Source organism: Tsuneonella troitsensis (assembly GCF_001441535.1).
Lineage (GTDB): Bacteria > Pseudomonadota > Alphaproteobacteria > Sphingomonadales > Sphingomonadaceae > Tsuneonella > Tsuneonella troitsensis.
Map to the genome: position 1 here is coordinate 383,340 of NZ_LMAU01000003.1, position 20,033 is coordinate 403,372.

A 20,033-nucleotide genomic window follows, 5' to 3' on the forward strand; every position below is an offset into this window, starting at 1 on the left:
GAAATGCGCAAGGCCACACGCCAAGAGGGATCGCCTGCAATGACCGTCCAGATGCACCGCCGCAGCTTCCTGTCCGCGACCGCCAGCGCGTTCGCCGCGCTCGCCGCAAGCGGCTGTTCCACGATCGGCGTCGGTAGCCCGAGCCGGGACGGCAAGATCGGTTACGGCGGGCTGGTTTCGGACCCGAACGGCCTGCTCGACCTGCCCGAAGGCTTTTCGTACCGCGTGCTGTCGCAACTGGGCGAAACGATGAGCGACGGGTTCACCGTGCCCGACGCGGCGGACGGCATGGGCTGCTTCGCGCTTCCCGGCGGCAAGATCGCGTTGGTCCGCAATCACGAATGCATGCCCGGCCGCCACGACGGCGGCGGCGTGGTGGGTAAGGCCTACGACTACGTGGCGCGCAGCCTGGTGCCGCTGCCCGGCGGGACGACCACGATCGTCCTCGACGCCCGGACGCTCGCGGTCGAGAAGCAGTATCGTTCGCTCGCCGGGACCATCCGCAACTGCGCGGGCGGCGAAACGCCGTGGGGTAGCTGGCTGACCTGCGAGGAAGCGGTGGTCTCCGCCGACGGCCGTATCAACAAGGATCACGGCTGGACCTTCGAAGTCCCTGCGGATGCGACGGGGCTGATCGACCCCGTTCCGCTGAAGGCGATGGGCCGCTTCAACCACGAAGCAGCCTGCGTCGATCCGCGCACCGGCATCGTCTACCAGACCGAGGATCGCGACGACTCGCTGCTCTATCGTTTCATCCCGAACGTGAAGGGCAAACTGGCCGAAGGCGGCCGGTTGCAGGCTCTCGCGCTGACCGACGGGGTTCGCGACACGCGCAACTGGGGCGGGGTGGCATTCGCGCCCTACAGCAAGCGCAAGGTCAGCTGGATCGACCTCGACGACGTGGAATCGCCCAAGGACGACCTGCGCACCCGCGGCGCGGCCAAGGGCGCGGCGCTGTTCGCGCGGGGCGAGGGTATCTGGATGGGCGAGGGCGAGATGTATTTCTGCTGCACCAGCGGCGGCACCGCCAAGCTGGGCCAGATCTACCGCCTCGACGTTTCGGGCCCGGACGACCAGCTCGACCTGTTCTTCGAATCGACCAGCCCCGACCAGTTCAACTACGGCGACAACCTGACTATCGCGCCGTGGGGCGACCTGATCGTGTGCGAGGACCAGTACGGCAAAACGGTCGACAACTACCTGCGCGGCATCGCGCCTTCGGGAGTGGCTTATCCGCTCGGACGCTCGCGCGTGCAGAGCGAGTGGGCGGGCGCGTGCTTCTCGCCCGATGGGCGCACATTGTTCGTGAACCTGTACAGCCCGACCAAGACGCTCGCGATCACGGGGCCGTGGATCTGACACGGCGGGCCTGAATGGCCGCCGCGTTCCTACTGGCGCTTACCGCTGTCTTCGTGGTCTCGCTCGGCGGGCGCGACCAGTTGCTCGTCGCGCGGCTGTCCGAGCGACTGGGCAGGGGCGGCGGGCTCCTTGCGGTCAGCGCGCTGGCCTCTACCGCGTCGGCGATGCTGATGGCCGCGGCGGGCCTCGCGATGACCCTGGTTCTTCCCGGGCCCGCGGCGGACATGCTGGTGGCGATGGCGCTGTTGATTGCAGCGGTGGAACTGGCCTGGCCGCGTGCCGGACGCCTGCCGAAGGAGCCGACCGCCTCGCTGTTCGCCACGTTCGTGGTCCTGCTCGCACGCCAGGTGGGCGATGCGGCGCGCTTCTGCGTGTTCGCATTCGCCGCGGGCGGTTCGGCGTGGATCGCCGGGGCCGGCGGCGCGATCGGCGGGATCGCCGCGCTGGCACTCGGCATCGCGATGGGCGGGGAATTGGCCGGGTGGCCCCTGCGCGCGATCCGGCTGGTGATCGCCGCTTTCCTGGCGGTCACCGCGATATGGGTCGCGTTGTCGGTTCGCGGAGTGATCGGGTAAGGCGATTATCGCAAGCGCAATTGATCACGAAACTCTATCACTGTTGTATCGTTGAGCTGATGAGACCCGAACCAAGGAGGCAGACATGGCCGACAAGGGCGACAATTCCAGAAAGGCGCTGATCGAGCATCTCAACCGGACGCTGGCCGATCACTTCGCGCTCTATTTCAAGACCAAGAGCTATCACTGGCATGTGAAAGGGCCGCAGTTTCGCGATCTTCACCTGCTGTTCGACGAACAGGCGACCGCTATTTTCGGTGTCACCGACGTGATTGCCGAACGCGTGCGCAAGCTCGATGCAGGCACCCTGACCTCCGTCGGGGCGATTGCCGAACATTCGACGATCAAGGACGACGACCGCACCGACATCGATGCGAAGTCGATGATAAAAGCGCTTGGAGACGACAACGCCGCTCTCGTCGACGGCTTGAAGGCGCTCAAGGAAGTGGCCGACGAGGCCGGCGACAACGCGACCAGCGCACTGGTGGACGAATGGCAGGACGCCGCCGAAGAGCGCGTCTGGTTCCTGCGGCAGTCCCTCCGCTAGAATACGAATTCCCCGGCCAAGGCCCGCTGCGCGATGCCCGCGCCGCGGGCTTTGTGCTACCGGCGCCGGATGGACAACCTCACGATCATCGAAGGGGCGGACGATTCCGCGATCGCCGAATGGATCGGCGATGCGCTTGGCGCGGCGCTTTCGGCGACCGGCGGGCCGGTGGCCATCACCGTGCCGGGCGGCTCGACCCCCTTTCCGATACTGGAACGCCTCGCCGCCATGCAGCTCGACTGGAGCCGGGTCACCGTATGGCCCGGCGACGATCGCGTGGTGCCCGAGGATCACCCGGCGTCCAACACCGGTCGTATCCGGACACTCCTCGAACCCGCCGGCGCGGAAGTCGTCACGCTGACGGAAATGGAGGCCGTTCCCCGCTTCGCGATCGCCTGGCTCGGCATGGGGGAAGACGGGCACGTGGCCTCGCTGTTTCCCAACACCGATCCCCGGACCGACGATCCTTCGTCCATCCGCCGCCTGACGCCCGATCCGCTGCCGCCCGAAGCGCCATTCGATCGGATCAGCCTCACCTTGCCTGCGCTGCTGGCGTCCGACCGGCTGATGTTCGTGATCCGTGGCGAGGCGAAGCGCGCCGTGTTCGAAGCGGCGGTGCGCGGCGAGCACGACCTGCCCGTCGCGCGCCTTCTGGGCGCAGCAAGCCAGCCGGTCACATGCTTTACCTGATCCCTCGATCGTTCCATCGAACCGCGCTGCGCTTTGCGCACCGGATGCGCCATCGCTGGCGGACGCTCGCGAAGACGCCGCTGGCCGGTGTTTCGGTTTTCGTGACCGACATGGAGGGGCGACTGCTGCTAGTACGCCACAGCTACGGCCCGGGTGGCTGGGCGCTGCCCGGGGGCGGCGTGGGGCGCGACGAGGACGCGCTTCTGGCAGCGCGGCGCGAAGTCGCCGAGGAAGTCGGCTGCGCGCTGGAGAGCGCGCACGTGTTCGATAGCATCGAAGAGACCATCTCCGGCTCCCCGCACACCGCTTATCTGGTGACCGGTCGCACGCAGGATCATCCTCGGCCCGATCGTCGCGAGGTGGTCGATGCACGGTTCTTCCCGCTGCATTCGCTTCCCGAACCCCTGACCAGGTTGACCCGCCAGCGGATCGACGACTGGCGCGCGTCGCGAAGCTAGAGCAGCGAAAGCTGCGGATCGTTGCGGGGCTTTTCCTGCGCGACGTCGCCCCGGTCGAGATTCGACAGGGTCAGGCCCATCAGCCGGATCGGCAGGGGCAACGGCAATGATTCGTCGAGCAGGGTGCGCGCGATCCCGGCGAACGTGGCCTTGTCCGGCACCGGTGCGGCCAGGGACTTCGCACGCGTGGTGATCTGGAAATCGGTGTACTTCATTTTCAGCGTGACCGTGCGGCCCCTGGCCTGCGTCCGCTCGATCGACTCCCAGACGATGTCGATGATGGTCTCCAGCGTGTCTCGGAGCGCGGGGCCGCTGGAGATGTCTTCGGAGAACGTGCGTTCGCCGCCGACCGACTTGCGGATGCGGTTGGCGCGCACCGGCCTGAGGTCGATGCCCCGCGCGGCGCGGAAAAGGTAGTCCGCCATGCTGCCGAAGTGCGCGCGGAGCCACGGAAGGTCCTTCGCGGCGAGATCGGCGCCGGTCTCGATCCCCAGCCGTGCCATCTTCTCCGCGCCCTTGGGACCGACCCCGTGGAACCGGCGGATCGGCAGGCCCTGCACGAACGCCGCCCCTTCTCCCGGCCGGATCACGCAGATGCCGTCGGGCTTGTTCTGGTCGCTCGCCAGCTTGGCGAGGAACTTGTTGTAGCTCACCCCCGCGCTCGCGGTCAGGCGAGTCTCCTCGCGGATGCGGCGGCGGATTTCCTCGGCGATGAGGGTGGCGCTGCCGATCCCTTTCAGGTCGTCGGTCACGTCGAGATAGGCCTCGTCGAGGCTCAGCGGCTCCACGTGGGGGGTGTAGTCGCGGAATATCGCGCGGATCTGCTGGCTGACTTCCTTGTACACCTCGAACCGGTGGCGCACGAAGATGAGGTCGGGGCACAGCCGGCGCGCGGTGACGCCCGGCATCGCGCTGCGGACGCCGAACTTGCGCGCTTCATAGCTTGCTGCGGCCACGACTCCGCGTCCGCCCGATCCGCCGACCGCGACCGGCTTGCCGCGCAACTCGGGATTGTCGCGCTGTTCGCAACTGGCGAAAAAGGCATCCATGTCGACGTGGATGATCTTGCGCAGGCCCTGCGATTCGTCTCCGTCGTCATCGTCATCGGCCATCGGCGGACGCTAGGCCGATGCGGGCGATTCCTCCAGCCGCGGCGCTAAGGGCTTCCCATGCTGCGCCGCAACAGGCATGGCCCGCGTGATGACCGGACCCATCTCCGCCAGCGACGGCACGCAGCGCGTAGTGGGCCGGTTCGAATTCGTCGCGCTTATGGCGGCAGTGATGAGCCTCGGCGCTTTGGCGATCGACGGCATGCTCCCCGCGCTCGACGAAATCGCGAAGTCGTTCGGTGTCGACGATCCCAACCGGCGACAGCTGGTTGTGGGCGTCTATTTGCTCGCTGCAGGTGCTGGCGCGCTGGTTCCGGGCAGCCTGGCCGACCGGTACGGGCGGCGGCGCGTCCTGTTCGTCAGCTTCGCGTTCTATGTCGTTGTCTCGCTGCTGTGCGCGGTCGCGCCGACGTACGAGGCGTTGCTCATCCTGCGCGGGATCCAGGGCGTGGGCGTGGCGGGGCTTGGCGTGGTGCCCGCAGCCGTGATTCGCGACCGCTTCGAAGGCGACGCGATGGCGCGGCTTATGAGCACGATCTTCATCGTGTTCATGGTCGTGCCCGTTCTCGCGCCGACGTTTGGGCAGGCGATCCTCGAATTCGCCGATTGGCCGTGGGTTTTCGTCGGTATGGCGGCGCTCGCGGGGATCGTCTGGGCGTGGACCTGGGCGCGGCTCCCCGAAACGCTTGCCGAGGAGGATCGGCAGCCGCTCGATTTCGCCAGCGTCGCGCATAATCTGCTCGCCACATTCCGCACGCGCGAGGCGGTGGGCTACGTGCTCGGCAGCGGCCTCGTGTTCGGGGCGATGTTCGGATACATCAACAGCGCGCAGCAGCTTGTCGGAGAGCACTTCGGCGCGGGCGACGACTTCCCGTTCATCTTCGGCGCGACCGCGAGCACGCTGGCGGTGTCGAGCTTCGCGAACAGCCGCATCGTCGAACGCTTCGGCGCGCGCCGGGTCAGCCATACCGCGCTCGTTACCTTCATCGCCATTGCCACGCTGCAGGTCTGGGCCGCGCTGTTCAAGGGAGACAGCCTGCAACTGTTCGTGCCCCTGATGGCGGGCAACCTGTGCCTCCTCGGCTTCATGGGCGCGAACTTCGGGTCGATCGCGATGCAGCCGTTCGAAAAGTCGGCCGGCGCGGCATCGAGCGCGCAGAGCTTCGTGCGGATGTCTCTGGGCGCGGTGATGGGTATCGCGATCGGCCAGCTTTACGACGACAGCGCGCGTCCGCTGGCCTTTGCGCTGCTTGGCTGCAGCCTGCTGTGCCTGGCACTCGTGCTGTTCAGCGAGCGGGGCAAGCTGTTCCGCCGCGTGCTTCCGCCCGGCTCGCGCCGCGAGACGGTCATCCCGCGCTGAGCTTCCTCCATGCCAGCTCCGCGAACTCGCACAGCAGCGGGCGGGTGTCGCGCGGGTCGATGATGTCCTCGACGTTGAAGCGCTCAGCGCTGCGGAAGGGCGAGGTCACCTTGGCGAGGCGGGCCCGGATCGCATCGAGCTCGGCCGCGGGGTCCTCTGCCGACTCGATCTCGGACTTGTAGGCGACTTCCAGCCCGCCCGCGATCGGCAGCGATCCCCAGTCGCCCGAGGGCCAGCAATAGCGGTACTGGTAGAGGTCCGCGTTCGACATCGCGCTTCCCGCGATGCCATAGGCGCGGCGCATCACGACCGAGGCGAGCGGCACGGTGGCCTTGTAGACCGCGTTCATCGCCTGAACGCCGTAGCGGATCGTGCCCGCCACCTCCGCCTCGCGCCCGATCATGAAGCCGGGATTGTCGACCAGGTGGACGATGGGGAGGCGGAACAGGTCGGCGAGCTTTACCCAGCGTTCGACCTTCTCGCTGGTCTTTGCGTCCCACGATCCGCCCAGGAAGCTGGGGTCGCTGGCGAGCACCATCACCGGCCACCCGTCCAGCCGGGCCAGCGCGGTGATGCACGCGCGGCCCCAGTTGCGACCGATCTCGAAAACGGTGCCCTTGTCGCAGACCATTTCGAGCGCGCGGCGCATCGAATAGACGTCTTTCTCGCCGCGCGGGACAAGGCTGAGCAGCGCCTCCTCGCGGCGATCAGCCGGGTCACCGGTCTCGATGCGTCGCGCCGCCTGCCCGGCGTATTCGGGCATGAAAGACAGGAAATGCCGCGCGCGGGCAAAGGCTTCGGCCTCGCTGGCGACCTCGTCGTCCACCACGCCGTTGCGGGTATGGATCGCGCTGCCGCCGAGCGCTTCCTTGGCGTCCTCGTGATTGGCCGTGCCGTCTTTCCACGCATCGCCCATCGCGTCGACCACAGCGGGACCGGCGGCGAATATCTGGCTGAGCCCGCGCACCATCACCGAATAGTGGCTGGCGACGATCCGGGCCGCGCCCAGACCCGCGGTCGGACCCAGAGCCAGCGCCACGACGGGCACGGTCTCGAGGTTCTTCACCACCGCGCCCCAAGGCGTCACCGCCGGGATGTAGGTCGCGCCGATCTGTTCGAGCGTCTTGACCGAGCCGCCGCCGCCGGTGCCGTCGATCATGCGGACCAGGGGCAGTCGTAGCTCGTTGGCCATCTTTTCGGCCTGCACCATCTTGCGCCCGATCCCGGCGTCCGCCGCGCCGCCGCGAATGGTGAAATCGTCCGCCGTGGCGACGACCGAGCGGCCGTTGATGGTCGCTTTGCCGAACAGGAACGGGGCGGGGAGGACACCGGTGAGGTCGCCGTTCTCGTCGTACGAGGCCTTGCCCGCGATCTTGCCGATCTCGCGGAAGGAGCCCGGATCGACCAGCGCCGCGAGCCGCGCACGGGCATCCATCTTGCCGCGCCCGTGCTGGCGGGCGACCTTGTCAGCGCCGCCCATTTCCTCGGCCAGCGCCTCGCGGCGGCGCAGTTCCTCGAGTTCCTTCGCCCAGGTCATGAATCCTCCCCGGCACGGGGAGGGGGACCACCCGCAGGGTGGTGGAGGGGCACCCACGGGTTGGCGAGCCCGGGCAATGTCACGCCATCGGCCCGTGCCCCTCCACCAGCTTCGCTGGTCCCCCTCCCCCGATGGGGGAGGATCAAGCTGCGTTCTCTTGGGCAGCCTCGACCCGCACCAGCAGCGCCTCGACCTGCACCTGGCTCCCGGCGCTGACCGACAGCCCAGTCACCGTCCCGTCGAACGGCGCGGTGAGCGCGTGCTCCATCTTCATCGCCTCGAGCACCATCAGCCGCTGTCCGGCGGTGACGGTCTGCCCTTCTGTCACATCGACCGCGATAACCTTGCCCGGCATGGGGGCGATGATGTCGCCGTCGTGGGCGGAGTGGTGGCCGGTGCCTCGCGATGTTCGATTGAACGCAAACACCTGTCCGTGCTCGAAAACGAGAATGTGCTCCTCATCGGTATATCCGGTGGCGTGCGGAAGTAGGCGTTCCCCTACAAGCGTTCTTGTCTCACCGGCGCGCGACAGGGTGATGGACCTAGCGGGAGGGGCGTTCAACCTAAAGCCGATTGGCAGCGTATCATCGGGAGTAGGATAGTCACTGGCGAAGCAGGCGGCGGCCTGCCAGATTTCCTCGTCCGGCATCTCGTCGGGAACCAAATTGGCGAGCCTGTCGCCTATGAAACCCGTGTCGAGTTTCGCTTCCCTGAAGTCGTCTTCTCCAAGCGTGTTCCATAGGAAGCCTGCATTGGTTCGCACCGGCCAGACTTCCAAGCCACCTAGCAGATTAGCAAGCGCATCGATGGCCTCGGCTCGGCTGGTTCGGTGCACTATGACCTTCGCCACCATCGGGTCGTAGAAGGGCGAGATGGAATCGCCTTCCTCAACTCCTGCATCCATTCGACCCAACGTCTTGTCGAACGTCAGCGGCGACATGAAGTGCTCCAACCGCCCAGTGCTCGGCAAAAAACCCTTCGCCGGGTCCTCTGCATAAAGTCGCGCTTCCATCGCCCAGCCGTTAATGCTGAGCTCCTCCTGACGCTTCGGCAGCGGCTCGCCGCTCGCCACGCGCAGCTGCCACTCGACGAGGTCGACCCCGGTAATCTCCTCGGTCACCGGGTGCTCGACCTGCAGGCGGGTGTTCATCTCCATGAAGAAGATGCGGTCGGCGCGCAGGCCTTCGCTGGCGTCGGCGATGAATTCGATCGTGCCCGCGCCTTCGTAATTCACAGCCTTGGCGGCGCGGACGGCGGCGGCGCAGATCGCCTCGCGGGTCGCCTCGTCCATTCCGGGGGCGGGGGCTTCCTCGATCACTTTCTGGTGGCGGCGCTGCAATGAGCAGTCGCGTTCGAACAGGTGGACGACGTTGCCGTGGCTGTCGCCGAACACCTGCACCTCGATGTGGCGGGGGGAGGTGATCCACTTTTCCAGCAAGACCTGGTCGTTGCCGAAGCTGGCGGTCGCCTCGCGCCGGCAGGATTGCAGCGCGGCCTCGAATTCGGCGGCATCGTCGACCTTGCGCATCCCCTTGCCGCCGCCGCCCGCGACCGCCTTGATGAGGACGGGAAAGCCGATCTTGTCGGCTTCAGCGGCGAGCCGCTCGACCGACTGGTCTTCGCCCAGATAGCCCGGCGTCACCGGCACCCCGGCGGCGATCATCCGCTCCTTGGCCGCGTCCTTGAGGCCCATCGCCTCGATGCTTTCGGGCTTCGGACCGACCCAGATCAGGCCCGCCGCGATCACGCTGCGCGCGAAGTCGGCGTTCTCGGAGAGAAACCCGTATCCCGGATGGATCGCGTCCGCCCCGGTCTCTTTCGCCGCGGCGATGATCTTCGCCCCGACGAGGTAGCTTTCCGCCGCGGGCGAGGGGCCGATATGGACCGCCTCGTCGGCGGAACGCACGTGCAGCGCCTTGGCATCGGCATCCGAATAGACCGCGACCGTCGCGATCCCCATCCGGCGCGCGGTGCGCATGATGCGGCAGGCGATCTCGCCGCGATTGGCGATGAGGAGCTTGGTGATCATGCGCCGGGGTTAGTGTGCCCCGCAGCGGCCTGCAAGCGACGTCACTCGTCGGGCAGCGGGTCCATCGGGGGCGGGGGGATCGGCTGGCTCATGCGGATGTCGATCAGCACTTCGCCCCGGCTCCACAGCGGCGGCTCCGCGGGCTCTTCCGGCTTGTTGCGGACCGCTTCGAAGAAGGCGGCGGAGACATGGCGCAGCTTTTCCGCGCGGCCGATCACGACCCGGCGGTTCCACGCATCCTTGCCCAATTCGGCGACGCGTCTGCCGATCGCGCCATAGATGCGTGCGGCGGACAGCACCGCCCAGCGGCTGCGGAACGGCAGCCGTGCGGCGCCCATTCGTGCCCATGCCTCGTGCCGCTCCATCCTCCGGATTAACCGCGCGACGATATCGGCCAGTTCCTGCCGGTGATGCGGATGCATCATCATGCCCGGCTCGATATCCTCCTCGACCATCCACTCGATGGGCAGGTAGCGGCGGTCGGCGCGGTCGTCCTCGTCCACGTCGCGCGCGATGTTGGCGAGCTGGAACGCGAACCCTAGGTCCGCCGCCCGGTCGAGCATCCAGCCGTCGTTGCGGTCCACGCCCATGACGACCGCCATCATCACGCCCACGGCACCGGCGACGTGATAGCAATAGCGCGCGAGGTCCGCCTCGCTGCGTGGACGCCAGTCGCGCGCGTCGAGCTCGAACCCCATGATAACGTCCTCGGCCATCTCGCGCGTCAGGCCGCACTGCCGTGCGACGAGACCGAAGGCGTCGAATGCCGGATCGGCGGTGGGCAGGCCCTCCAGCGCGCGTTCGGTCAGCAGGCGGATCGCGACGAGGCGCTTCTCCGCACCCTCCTGATCGCCGAGCGAGCCGCCATGGTCCTGGTTGTCGGCCAGGTCGTCGCACCGGCGACACCAAGCGTAGAGCAGCCAGACCTTCTCGCGCGTGTCTCGGTCGAACAGCTTGCTCGCGAGCGCGAAGCTCTTCGATCCCTTGGCGATCGCCTGTTCGGCGTAGTCGACCAGGTCGTCCCACTCGCGCCCGCCGCCCGCCTGCGTGGGCGTGGCGCGCAGGATGCGGCTGGGTGCGAGCATGCGCGGAACAATTCGACGGGGGCGTGCCATCATGCCCTCACAAATCGCTGGCCTTCATCTGGAAGATAGGCGTGTGCGGCTGATAGGCGGCCATTTTGTCGAGCAGTTCGGGGAGTGTCTTGTCGGCGATGATGATGCCCTGGTGCGCGGGGCGGACGAAGCCGACCTCGGCCATGTGGCGGTTGAACGCGATCAGGTGATCGTAGAACCCGAACGCGTTGAGCAACCCGACCGGCTTGGTGTGATAGCCGAGCTGCGACCAGCTAACGGCTTCCCAAAGTTCGTCCATCGTGCCGACGCCGCCCGGAATCGTGACGAACCCGTCGCTGAGGTCGGTGAAGCGCTGCTTGCGCTCGTGCATTCCGCCCACGGTGAACAGCTCGGTGCAATCGCGGTTGGCGACCTCGCTGCCCGCAAGCGCTTCGGGAATGACCCCGATCACTTCGCCGCCAGCCTCCAGAGCGCCCGCGGCGACGGCACCCATCAGCCCAAGCCGTCCGCCGCCATAGACCACGCCGATCCCGCGCTCCGCCAACCCGCGCCCCACGTCGCGCGCCAGTTCGATATAGCGCGGGTCGCTCGGGCTGGCCGAGCCGCAATAGACGGCCAGCCGATTCAGGCTCGAACTCACTTCGCCAGGTCCTCCAGCATCAACCCCGCTGTCGCCTTGGCGCTGCCCACCACGCCGGGAATGCCCGCGCCCGGGTGCGTGCCCGCGCCGACGAGGTAGAAGTTCCGGATCACGTCGTCGCGGTTGTGGCCGCGGAACCAGGCGCTTTGCGTCAGGATCGGCTCGAGCGAAAACGCGCTGCCCATGTGGGCGTTGAGGTCCATCGCGAAGTCGCGCGGGGCGTAGTGGAACTTGGTCACGATCCGTTCGTGGATGTCGGGGATCAGGCGGCGGCCGACTTCGTCGAGGATGCGCTTTTCCAGCATCGGGCCGATCTGCTCCCAGTCCACCGCCAGCTTGCCCATGTGGGCGACCGGTACCAGCGCGTAGAACGTGCTCTTGCCCGGCGGAGCCATGCTCGGGTCGGTGACCGTCGGGTGGTGGAGATAGATCGAGAAGTCCTGCGGCAGCACGCCATGCTCGTAGATATCGTCGAGCAGTCCCTTGTACCGCGGCCCAAACAGGATCGCGTGGTGCGGGATGCCCGGCCATGTCCCCTCGAGCCCGAAGTGCACGACGAACAGCGACGGGCTGAAGCGCTTGCGGCCGAGGCTTTTCGCCTGGTCGGCGCCGCGCTTGGTCCGGCCCAGCAGGTCGCGGTACGAGTGCATGATGTCGGCATTGCTGGCGACGGCGTGGAACCGCTCGCGCCAGCCGCTCTGGGTCTCGACCTCGGTTGCGAAGGTGCCGATCGTGTGCACCTGCACTACCGGATCGTGCATCCGTACCGTGCCGCCGAGCCGTTCGAAATGGCGGACCATCGCGGCGACCAGCCGGTTGGTTCCGCCGCGCGCCCACCAGACGCCGCCGTCCTTTTCCAGCTTGTGGATCAGGGCATAGATCGCGCTGGTGGTCATCGGGTTGCCGCCGACGAGCAGCGTGTGGAAGCTCAGCGCCTCGCGCAGCTTCTCGCTCTTCACGTAGCTCGAGACCATCGAATAGACGCTGCGCCACGCCTGGTACTTGGCGAGCGCGGGGGCCGCCCTGATCATGCTGGCAAAGTCGAGGAACGGCTTGTTGCCGAGCTTGACGTAGCCTTCTTCGAACACCCCGGCCGAATAGCGCAGGAAATCCTCGTATCCGGCCAGGTCGCCCGGTGCGACGCGCTCAATCTCAGCGCGCAGCGAGGCGTCGTCGTTCGAATAGTCGAAGTTCGTGCCGTCGGGCCAGTTGAGCCGGTAGAACGGCATGACCGGCATCAGTTCGACGTCCTCGGCGATGTCATGGCCGGACAGGGCCCACAGTTCCTTCAGGCAGTCGGGATCGGTGATCACGGTCGGACCCGCGTCGAACGTGAAGCCGTCGCGCTCCCAGTAGTATCCGCGCCCGCCGGGCTTGTCGCGCGCTTCGACGAGGGTCGTCTGGACGCCCGCCGACTGGAGCCTGATGGCGAGCGCGAGCCCGCCGAAGCCTGCGCCGATGACGCAGGCGGTGCGGCCTTCTATGCGTGGAGTTGAGGCGGCGGTGTCGGTCGCTGCGTAAGCTGAGGTCGCCATCAGGTGCCTTTCGGGGACAGTCGGTTGCCCTTGCCGGCCAGGGCCAGCAAGGCGCGCGGTATAGATACGGGGGGCTTGCCGCAAAGGATGCGAGCCTTGTCCGCAAAGGTCGTCCTGGCGGAATAGAACCGCTCGATCAGCCCTTCGGGCAGGCGGTAGAAGCGCTGGAAGATGCGGTACCGTGCATCCGGCTCGGCGGCGTCGAACAGCATCCGGCCAAGGTCGCGATAGAAGCGCGTCGCCTGCCAGTGCCGTTCGCCGCGCGCCGCGAGCATGGCGGCAAGGTGCCCGCCGGACAGGTCGGGCGAGGCGGCGATGGCCAGCGCGTTCTCGACCGCGAAGGGCAGCGTGTAACTGGTCAGCGGATGCACGAACCCGCCACCCGCCCCGGCGCGTGCGACGCCGGAAATGGCATGCGCGTCCTGCCAGGCGCGGAAGTCGCCGCCGGTGATGACCGGCAAAACGCCGGTCTCTCCGCCGATGACTTTCCCCGACCAGCCGTGTTGATCGCAATAGCGTTCGATCCGTCCGGCAAGCGCGGGCCCGTCGAGATCGGGATCGTCGGCGTAGTAGGTGTCCTCGACGAATAGCTCGTCCGGGCCCAGCGGCAGGACATAGACGAAGCGATACGCACCGTGCTGGGTGACGTCGGCATCCATCACCATCGGTCGTTTCAGCCCGTGTGGGCCATCGGTGCGCAGGTGCGAGCCCATGAAGACCTGCCAGCCGCCGCGCAGGTTCGCGTCGGGCGCCGCGTCGCGGCAGTCGATCACCGCGCCGGCTTCGATGCGCGTGCCGTCGGCGATGACGATCGCATCCCGCTCGAGCGACGCGACCGGCGTGCCGGTGCGAATGGTGTCCTGTCCCAGCGTGCGTCGCAGGGCGTCATCGAAATCGCGACTGGCCAGCGAATTGTATCGCGCCGCAAGCGTCCGGCGGTGCGCAGGAAAGCGGACCTCGTAGCCATCCCACCCGATCGGTTTGAACGGGGCGAGCAGGGCATGACCGGCTTCGTCGAGGTCGCTGTCGAACCAGCTCCAGCGGTGATTGCCGCCAAGCGTTTCGCCCGCCTCGAACAGGCCGACCAACACATCGGGTCGGGCGCGGCGCAGCGCGAGCGCGGTCAGCCCGCCAGCAAGGCCGCCGCCGACAATCGCCACATCGATGCTGCGCCCGCTCATTGCCGCGATGCCCTAAGCACCAAACGCCTCCTCGGCAATCGTCTTGCCCGGAACGTGCCCGGCGATCGGCGGTTGTGCGGGGGAACTCGGGGAAAATCTTCATGAAATTCGCATCAGTCGCCTTGCCCGCCATAGTGCTTGCCGCTTCGCTCGCGCCATTGCCCGCCTTCGCTCAGGAGGGACCGCCGGCCGATACGGTCTATGACGACACCTGGGTAAGCCTGGGCGTCGGGGTCGGCCTTGGCCCCAGCTACGACGGGTCGGACGAATATGCGGTGTTCCCCGCGCCCATCATCCAGGGGAAGGTGGCCGGGATCAGCATTCAGCCGCGTCCCGCCGGCCTCGCGCTCGATTTCACTCCCGATGCAGACGGCGGCATGGGCTTCGCGCTCGGCCCCACGATGCGGGTGCGCAGCAACCGGGCGCGCCAGATCAAGGATCCGGTGGTGGAAGCTGCGGGCAAGCTCGATACCGCGATCGAGGTGGGCGCCGCTGCCGGCCTTTCGTTTCCCAAGGTCCTCAATCCCTATGATTCGCTGTCGGTAGGCGTGGACGCGCTGTGGGACGTGGCCGGCGCGCATAGCGGACGCACGCTGACGCCCAGCGTGACCTATTTCACCCCGCTCAGCCGGGGTATGGCCGCGTCGCTGTCGCTATCGGCGGAGCATGCCGACGACGATTTCGCCGACTACTATTACTCGGTGTCTCCCACCCAGAGTGCAGCCAGCGGGTTGCCGCAGTTCGCCGCCGATAGCGGCTGGACCAAGGCCGGGGCCACCATGCTGCTGGCGTTCGACTTCGACGGCGATCTCACCAACGGCGGCCTGTCGGCGGTCCTGATCGGCGGGCATTCGCGGATGCTCGGCGATGCGAAGCAGACGCCTTACACGTCGATCAGGGGCAGCACCGGTCAGTGGTTCGGCGCGTTGGGAGTGGGCTACACGTTCTGACGCGGACACTTGCGCCGACCTTCCGATTGCCTCATTTTCGGCATACCGCCCATTCAGGGCGGCTGAAGGAACGCCATGAGCCAGCACGTCGCCACTACGTCCGTCGTCCCTGAAATCGACAGGGACGCGCTGCGCAGGAAGTATGCGGAGGAGCGGGATAAACGCCTTCGTGCAGACGGTTCGGCGCAATACCGCAGGCTCGAAAGCGAATTTGCCGACCTGGCGGTCGATCCTTACTTGCCGGTCGAGGAACGCGCGCCGGTAACCGATCACGTGACGTTCGCGTTCATCGGCGGAGGCTTTGCGGGGCTGGTGGTCGGCGCGCGGCTCAAGGCTGCGGGGATCGAGGATTATCGCATCGTCGAGAAGGGCGGCGATTTCGGCGGCACCTGGTACTGGAACCGCTATCCGGGCGCGCAATGCGACACCGCGAGCATGATCTACATGCCCCTGCTCGAAGAAACCGGGCACATGCCGACCGAGAAATACGCGCACGCGCCCGAAATCCGCGAACATTGCGCGCGCATCGGGCGGCAGTTCGGCCTGTACGAGAAGGCATTGTTCCACACCCAGGTGACCGACGTCGTCTGGGACGAGGGTGCAGCGGTCTGGCGCATCGCCACCGATCGCGGGGATGCCTTCACGGCCAAGTATCTGGGCATGGGCACCGGGCCGCTGCACGTCGCCAAGCTGCCCGGCTTGCCCGGGATCGAAAGCTTTCAGGGCAAGACCTTCCACACCTCGCGCTGGGATTACGCCTACACCGGCGGAAGCCCCGAGGGCGCGCCGATGTCCGGCCTTGCGGACAAGCGCGTAGCGATCATCGGGACGGGCGCCACCGCGGTCCAGTGCGTTCCGCATCTTGCGCGCGCGGCGCATGAACTGCTCGTCTTTCAGCGCACGCCTTCGTCGGTCGACGTGCGTGACAACGCGCCGATCGATCCGGACTGGTTCGCCGATGTTGCCCGGCCCGGATGGCAGAAGGCCTGGCTGGAAAACTTCGTCGGCAATCTGGCAGGCGGCTTTGCGGGCGAGGACTGGGTGCAGGATGGCTGGACCGATCTCGGCAAGCGCATCCGCAACGAGATCCTTGCACTTCCCGCGACCAGCGCACGCCGGAAAACATCCTCGCCGCATTCGAGGATGCCGACCACCAGAAGATGGAGGAAATCCGCCAGCGGGCCGAGCGTGTCGTCAACGACCCGGAGGCGAGGCATAACCTCAAGGCGTGGTATCGCCAGTTGTGCAAGCGGCCCTGCTTTCACGACGAATATCTGCAGGCCTTCAACGAGCCGGGCGTCCGCCTGATCGACACCGACGGAAAGGGCGTGGAGCGGATCACGTCTGACGGGGTCGTTGCCGGGAGCATCGAATACCCGGTCGATTGCATCGTCTATGCATCGGGCTTCGAAGTGGGCAGCGAGTACACGGCCCGCGCCGGGTTCGAGGTGACCGGGCGCGACGGCCGCGAGCTGTCCGAATACTGGGAGGACGGCATGCGCACGCTGCACGGCCTGCACATCCACGGCTTCCCCAATGCCTTCATGGTTCAGCCCACCCAGGCGGCCAACCTGATCGCCAACGTGCCGCACAACATCGTCGATCATGCCGACACGATCGCCGCGGTCGTGGCCGAGGCGGAACGGCGCTCTGCCGCCACCGTAGAACCGACGGCGGAGGCCGAGCAGGCGTGGGTCGATCTCATCGCCACCGCGCCGGGCCGCGCGATCGGCGGAATCGAATGTACGCCGGGCTATTACAACAACGAAGGCCAGGGCTACGGCGACCAGACGCGCTTCGCAGCAGGGCATCCGGCCGGCGCTATGGGGTATTTCCGGCACATCGAAGCCTGGCGCGCATCGGGCGAGTTCGCGGGGCTGGCGTTCGGCTAGACAGTCCGCCCCGGCGCGCCTATCCTGAGCGCATCCCCGGGGAGCGCGCGTGCGCTGAGAGGCAGGTTTCGCACCCTGCGACCCGTCGAACCTGAACCCGTTAGCACGGGCGGAGGGAGGGTCGCGAAGCCAGCGCTCTCCGTCCGTCCTGTCAGAAGGACCTCGCGCATCATGGCCGACATCAATTCCACCTTTGACATCGGTGTGACCACCGGCCCGATCCGCGGCAGCCGCAAGGTCCACGTCGGGCCCTTCAAGGTGGCGATGCGCGAGATCCATCTGGAGCCGTCGAGCGGCGAGGTTCCGGTGCGCGTCTACGACACTAGCGGTCCCTACACCGACCCTGCAGCGCAGATCGACATTCGCACAGGCCTGCCCCAGCTACGCCGCGAGTGGCAGCTCGCCCGCGGAGACGTCGAGGAATACGCCGCGCGCGAAGTGAAGCCGGAAGACAACGGCCAGCTCGGCCCCGACCGTTCGGGCGGCGTTCCGGCGTTTCCGAACGTCCGCAAGACGGTGCTGCGCGCGAAACCCGGCGCGAACCTCAGCCAGATGCACTACGCCCGCCGGGGCATCATCACGCCCGAGATGGAGTACGTCGCCGAGCGCGAGAACCTCGGCCGTGCGCAGATCGCCCACACCCGCGACGGGCAGGACTGGGGCGCATCGATCCCCGACTACGTTACCCCCGAATTCGTCCGCGACGAGGTTGCGCGGGGCAGGGCAATCATCCCCTCCAACGTCAACCATCCCGAATGCGAGCCGATGGCGATCGGCCGCAACTTCCTGGTCAAGATCAACGCCAACATCGGCAATTCGGCAGTCGCATCCGACGTGGCGAACGAAGTCGACAAGATGGTCTGGTCGATCCGTTGGGGCGCGGACACGGTCATGGACCTCAGCACCGGGCGCAACATCCACGACACCCGCGAATGGATCATCCGCAACAGCCCGGTCCCCATCGGCACCGTGCCGATCTACCAGGCGCTGGAAAAGGTCGGCGGCATTGCCGAGGACCTGACGTGGGAGATCTTCCGCGACACGCTGATCGAACAGGCCGAGCAGGGCGTCGACTATTTCACCATCCACGCCGGCGTGCGCCTGCCTTACGTGCCGATGACCGCCAAGCGCGTCACCGGCATCGTCAGCCGCGGCGGCTCGATTATGGCGAAATGGTGCCTCGCGCACCACAAGGAGAGCTTCCTCTACGAGCGCTTCGACGAGATCACCGAGATCATGAAGGCCTACGACATCGCCTATTCGCTCGGCGACGGCCTGCGCCCCGGCTCCATCGCCGACGCCAACGACGAGGCGCAGTTCGCCGAGCTCTACACGCTGGGCGAGTTGACGAAGCGCGCCTGGGCGCAGGACGTGCAGGTGATGATCGAGGGCCCCGGCCACGTGCCGATGCACAAGATCAAGGAGAACATGGACAAGCAGCTCGCGGCCTGCGGCGAGGCGCCGTTCTACACCCTCGGGCCGCTCGTGACGGACATCGCGCCGGGATACGACCACATCACCAGCGGCATCGGCGCCGCGATGATCGGCTGGTTCGGCACCGCGATGCTGTGCTACGTCACGCCCAAGGAGCACCTCGGCCTGCCCGACCGCGACGATGTCAAGGTGGGCGTGGTGACCTACAAGCTCGCCGCCCACGCCGCCGACCTCGCCAAGGGCCACCCGGCCGCCAAGATCCGCGACGACGCGCTGAGCCGCGCCCGCTTCGAATTCCGCTGGCGCGACCAGTTCAACCTGTCGCTCGACCCCGACACCGCCGAGCAATACCACGACCAGACCCTCCCGGCCGAAGGCGCCAAGACCGCGCACTTCTGCTCGATGTGCGGACCCAAGTTCTGCTCAATGAAGATCACGCAGGAAGTGCGGGATTTCGCGGCGAAGCAGAACTCGGAAAGCTACCTCGCGGCGACCGCGCCGGTGGCGGATGCGGAGGCAGGGATGGACGAGATGAGCCGCGTCTACAACGAAGGCGGACGCGAGCTGTACATCGGGCAAGGCGACAGGGAACACGACTGATGGCCGACCTCTACCGAAAGAAGCTCGAATCCGAACGCAAGTCCCTCTGGGCCGCCTGCCGGCTCAAGGGACTGGCGATCCACACCCCCGAACGCCAGCGCATCGCCGAGATCGACCGGCTGCTGGTTGAGCACAAGGCGAAGCAGGGGGGCGGCTGAGGAGCACAACGGATACCTCCGCGCCTGCGAGAGCCAAGCGAAGATGCCGCCCGCCAACGGTATCGCTAGTAGCCCCAAACCACACACGTGGCCCTCGCAGAGTTGACCCGACTCTGCATTGTGCGGAGAATGCGCGAATGGCCGAGTCCAGGCTCCTGTCCGGCGACAACCCGCAAATCCCGAAGGGATACGGCGACGAGCATGTCGCCGCTTTCCTCGATGCGGTGCCTGATGCCGGGTCAGGCGGGTGGAAGAATGCCGCCTGCCGCAAAATCGACGAGGTGATCGCGCGCGAGGTTCCCGGTGTCCTGAAAGCGGTGAAGTGGAATACGCCTATGTACTCCGCTCCCGATGCGGAAAGTCGCGATCATTTCTTCTGCAGCTTTCACTGCTTTACCAACTACGTGAAGGTCGGCTTCAACCGCGGCGACGTTCTCTCACCCCCGCCGCCCGAGCCATCAAAGCACGGCGGGATGCGCTACTACCACGTCACCGAGGCCGATCTCCAAAGGGACATTGCGCAAGGCACGTTCGCGCAATGGGTGCGTCAAGCAGCCAAGTTGCCGGGCGAGAAGATGTAAGACCGCGTCGCCTCAGGCGGCCCTGTCCTCCGCCGACTACAGTTCTTTCTTTAATCGTTCGGTGCAAGGTGACGAGGTCGCTCCACAAGGTGACGTTTCGACGCGCAAGGAGACACGAACCCCTCTGGACAGTGTGACAACTGTGACATGCTCTCGGGCAGCACACCCTCATGCAGCGGCCGGGAATGCAGCGGCCGGGAACGCCCCGGTCCGGCGGACGCTGTATCGGTCATGATCCGAAATTTCGCGATGATCGCTACGGCGCTATCTCTGATCGCCTGCTCTCCGGAGCCTGTCGAAGCTCCCTTGCAGGACGTTTCCC

At 66.8% G+C, this 20,033-nt stretch carries 19 protein-coding genes and 1 riboswitch; of the genes, 12 read left to right on the forward strand and 7 right to left on the reverse strand.

What is annotated here, in order from left to right:
- The first annotated feature begins 39 nt into the window (after positions 1-39).
- The 5 genes from AR323_RS08555 to AR323_RS08575 all read left to right on the forward strand — a co-directional run bounded on the left by AR323_RS08555 (position 40) and on the right by AR323_RS08575 (position 3,629).
- On the forward strand, positions 40-1,359 hold the full coding sequence (locus AR323_RS08555) for an alkaline phosphatase PhoX (RefSeq protein WP_057883533.1): 1,320 nt from the start codon (positions 40-42) through the stop codon (positions 1,357-1,359).
- Positions 1,360-1,373: 14 nt separating this feature from the next.
- On the forward strand, positions 1,374-1,934 hold the full coding sequence (locus tag AR323_RS08560; RefSeq protein ID WP_057883534.1) for a hypothetical protein: 561 nt from the start codon (positions 1,374-1,376) through the stop codon (positions 1,932-1,934).
- 85 nt (positions 1,935-2,019) lie between these two features.
- A complete protein-coding gene (locus tag AR323_RS08565; RefSeq protein WP_057883535.1) occupies positions 2,020-2,481 on the forward strand; it encodes a Dps family protein in 462 nt (153 codons plus the stop codon).
- A gap of 69 nt (positions 2,482-2,550) precedes the next feature.
- Entirely contained in the window at positions 2,551-3,171 is a 621-nt protein-coding gene (locus tag AR323_RS08570; RefSeq protein WP_057883536.1) for a 6-phosphogluconolactonase, read from the forward strand.
- A 44-nt stretch (positions 3,172-3,215) separates the two neighbouring features.
- On the forward strand, positions 3,216-3,629 hold the full coding sequence (locus AR323_RS08575; protein WP_235510506.1) for an NUDIX domain-containing protein: 414 nt from the start codon (positions 3,216-3,218) through the stop codon (positions 3,627-3,629).
- On the opposite strand, the gene dinB is transcribed toward AR323_RS08575, so the two are convergent.
- Positions 3,626-4,741, reverse strand: a complete 1,116-nt coding sequence (dinB, locus tag AR323_RS08580) for a DNA polymerase IV (protein ID WP_057883538.1) — start codon at positions 4,739-4,741, stop codon at positions 3,626-3,628. The two genes, AR323_RS08575 and dinB, sit on opposite strands and share 4 nt — an antisense overlap.
- An 88-nt stretch (positions 4,742-4,829) precedes the next feature.
- Here dinB and AR323_RS08585 point away from each other — a divergent pair, with 88 nt between their 5' ends.
- On the forward strand, positions 4,830-6,098 hold the full coding sequence (locus tag AR323_RS08585) for a multidrug effflux MFS transporter (protein WP_057883747.1): 1,269 nt from the start codon (positions 4,830-4,832) through the stop codon (positions 6,096-6,098).
- Here AR323_RS08585 and AR323_RS08590 read toward each other — a convergent pair.
- From AR323_RS08590 to crtY, 6 genes are all read right to left on the reverse strand, one after another.
- Positions 6,085-7,635 carry an acyl-CoA carboxylase subunit beta gene (locus AR323_RS08590; protein ID WP_057883539.1) on the reverse strand — a complete coding sequence of 517 codons (1,551 nt, stop codon included), beginning with the start codon at positions 7,633-7,635 and terminating at the stop codon, positions 6,085-6,087. The two genes, AR323_RS08585 and AR323_RS08590, sit on opposite strands and share 14 nt — an antisense overlap.
- A 142-nt stretch (positions 7,636-7,777) precedes the next feature.
- Positions 7,778-9,664 (reverse strand): acetyl/propionyl/methylcrotonyl-CoA carboxylase subunit alpha, encoded by a 1,887-nt coding sequence (locus tag AR323_RS08595; RefSeq protein ID WP_057883540.1) that lies wholly within the window; start codon positions 9,662-9,664, stop codon positions 7,778-7,780.
- A 41-nt stretch (positions 9,665-9,705) separates the two neighbouring features.
- Complete coding sequence (locus AR323_RS08600) at positions 9,706-10,782, reverse strand: phytoene/squalene synthase family protein (protein WP_057883541.1); 1,077 nt, start codon at positions 10,780-10,782, stop codon at positions 9,706-9,708.
- A gap of 4 nt (positions 10,783-10,786) precedes the next feature.
- Positions 10,787-11,368, reverse strand: coding sequence for an LOG family protein (locus AR323_RS08605; protein WP_057883748.1), 582 nt, complete (start codon positions 11,366-11,368; stop codon positions 10,787-10,789).
- A gap of 8 nt (positions 11,369-11,376) precedes the next feature.
- Positions 11,377-12,915, reverse strand: coding sequence for a phytoene desaturase (locus AR323_RS08610; RefSeq protein WP_057883542.1), 1,539 nt, complete (start codon positions 12,913-12,915; stop codon positions 11,377-11,379).
- Complete coding sequence (gene crtY / locus AR323_RS08615) at positions 12,915-14,096, reverse strand: lycopene beta-cyclase CrtY (protein WP_057883543.1); 1,182 nt, start codon at positions 14,094-14,096, stop codon at positions 12,915-12,917. Before crtY ends, AR323_RS08610 begins: the two co-directional genes overlap by 1 nt.
- A 101-nt stretch (positions 14,097-14,197) precedes the next feature.
- Here crtY and AR323_RS08620 point away from each other — a divergent pair, with 101 nt between their 5' ends.
- From AR323_RS08620 to AR323_RS08635, 6 genes are all read left to right on the forward strand, one after another.
- Complete coding sequence (locus AR323_RS08620) at positions 14,198-15,046, forward strand: MipA/OmpV family protein (RefSeq protein WP_057883544.1); 849 nt, start codon at positions 14,198-14,200, stop codon at positions 15,044-15,046.
- 75 nt (positions 15,047-15,121) lie between these two features.
- The gene (locus AR323_RS08625) at positions 15,122-16,354 is read left to right on the forward strand and encodes a flavin-containing monooxygenase (protein WP_235510507.1); all 1,233 of its coding nucleotides are present in this window, start codon (positions 15,122-15,124) and stop codon (positions 16,352-16,354) included.
- On the forward strand, positions 16,288-16,938 hold the full coding sequence (locus tag AR323_RS15140) for an NAD(P)/FAD-dependent oxidoreductase (RefSeq protein WP_235510508.1): 651 nt from the start codon (positions 16,288-16,290) through the stop codon (positions 16,936-16,938). Before AR323_RS08625 ends, AR323_RS15140 begins: the two co-directional genes overlap by 67 nt.
- 27 nt (positions 16,939-16,965) lie before the next feature.
- Positions 16,966-17,073: riboswitch (TPP riboswitch) on the forward strand.
- Positions 17,074-17,109: 36 nt separating this feature from the next.
- A complete protein-coding gene (gene thiC / locus AR323_RS08630; protein ID WP_057883545.1) occupies positions 17,110-18,972 on the forward strand; it encodes a phosphomethylpyrimidine synthase ThiC in 1,863 nt (620 codons plus the stop codon).
- Positions 18,972-19,130: a hypothetical protein gene (locus AR323_RS14965; RefSeq protein WP_164461517.1), complete on the forward strand. Its 159-nt coding sequence runs from the start codon at positions 18,972-18,974 to the stop codon at positions 19,128-19,130. Before thiC ends, AR323_RS14965 begins: the two co-directional genes overlap by 1 nt.
- 137 nt (positions 19,131-19,267) lie before the next feature.
- A complete protein-coding gene (locus AR323_RS08635) occupies positions 19,268-19,711 on the forward strand; it encodes a DUF1801 domain-containing protein (protein ID WP_057883546.1) in 444 nt (147 codons plus the stop codon).
- Positions 19,712-20,033 lie beyond the last annotated feature (322 nt).